General features: G+C 60.2%; 2 protein-coding genes. One reads left to right on the forward strand and one right to left on the reverse strand.

The window, feature by feature from the left end; translation table 11 throughout:
- A partial coding sequence (locus ABX749_RS32010) for a hypothetical protein (RefSeq protein ID WP_372899611.1) occupies positions 1 to 226 on the reverse strand: 226 nt, incomplete at its 3' end.
- Positions 227 to 269: 43 nt separating this feature from the next.
- Between ABX749_RS32010 and ABX749_RS32015 the strand changes: the two genes are divergently transcribed.
- The coding region (locus ABX749_RS32015; protein WP_372899612.1) for a cadherin-like domain-containing protein at positions 270 to 1,673 on the forward strand (1,404 nt) is incomplete at its 3' end.

Here is a 1,673-nt window from a genome sequence, read left to right on the forward strand (position 1 = left end):
ACACGTTGAACCCGACAGGCGAAGCCGTTTCCACCATTTTCAGCGGCCAGTTCGGTGATGTGGATTCCGGTTCCAGCATGAGCGGCATCGCGGTGGTCGCAAACACCGCAAATCCTGTCACAGAAGGTGTTTGGCAGTACTCAACCAACGCCGGGGCTAACTGGTTCGACATCGGTGCTGTCGCAGACGACAACACCGCCTTGGCGATCTCCAGCGCAACACTCATTCGATTCGTATCGGTAGCCGATTACAACGGTGCACCGACGGGTTTGACCGTTCGTGGTTTGGACAACAGCTACGTCGCGGGCTTCTCCGCTACTTCCGGCAGTGAAACGCGAGTCAACGTCGACACGACAACCAATGGCGGCACCACGGCGATCGCGGCAACTTCGGCCAGTCTCGACACGTCGATCACGGCGGTCAACGACGCGCCGATCGCGACTGATGATGCCGGGGATCATGCGACACTGGTCAATGGCGCCACGCCACTGGGCTATTGGCGGCTTGGAGAGAGCAGCGGAACCACCGCGTTGGATTCCTCAGGAACGAGCGACGGCACCTACAACGGCGCTACACTCGGTGCCTCTGGCGCGCTGGCCGGTGCCTCGGATTCCGCCGCCACGTTCAACGGGACCAGCGACTACATCGAAATCGCACACGACCCGGCCTTCTTGGTCGACAACGGGTCGGTACAACTGTGGATCAATGCGGATGATACGACCGGGCGCCAAGAGCTCTTCTCTAAAGACGCCAGTGGCAACGGAACCGGTGGTCATCTCTCGATAGGAATTACGTCCTCCGGCGAACTCGAAGTCAGGATCCAGGACACCTCGGCGAGCTACTTTGTTCGCTCCGCTGCCTCGTCGGTGAACGCCGGTACTTGGCATCACGTGGCGGTCACATTTGGCGAAGCCGGGCTTCGACTCTTCCTCGACGGTCAACAAGTCGACTTCGATGCGTACACCGGCGGTTTGGGCACCTCGTCGGGAGGAAGTGGGAATGCCAACCCGATCGTGATCGGAGCAAGCACGCAAACCAGTGGAGATCTGGTCGCCACCCCCGTATCCGATTTCTTTGCAGGTTCGATCGACGAAGTCGCCCTCTTTGGTGCTCAGCTCTCCGCCGATCTGATCCAAGACCTCTACGCCTCAGGGCTGCAAAACTACCGATTGAGCGAAAACGCTACCCTCACAATCACAGCGTCCGCAGGCGTCCTTGCCAATGACCATGACCCAGAAGGAGCTGGGTTGACAGTGTCCGCGGTCGAGGGAAACGCAGCCTCAGTCGGCAGTCAAATCACGCTCGCGTCCGGAGCACTTTTGACGCTCAATGCTGACGGAAGTTTTGCCTACGATCCAAACGGGCAGTTTGAGTCCCTCGGAACGGGGCATTCGACGACCGATACGTTCACGTACCAGATCGATGACGGCAGTGGACTTACCGACACAGGCTCAGTGACGGTTGTGATCACCGGACTGAACGACGCCCCAACCACGAGCCCCGTTGTCCTGACCGCGATCGCCGAAGACAGTGGGGCGCGAACGATCACGCAGGCGGAACTGCTCTCCGCCGCCGGCGACGTCGAAGGTGATTCGCTGACTGCAACCACGCTGGCGATCAGCGCCGGCTCGGGCACGCTGGTCGATAACGGTGACGGGACCTGGGACTACACC

The organism is Stieleria sp. (assembly GCF_041595215.1).
Taxonomy (GTDB): domain Bacteria; phylum Planctomycetota; class Planctomycetia; order Pirellulales; family Pirellulaceae; genus Stieleria; species Stieleria magnilauensis.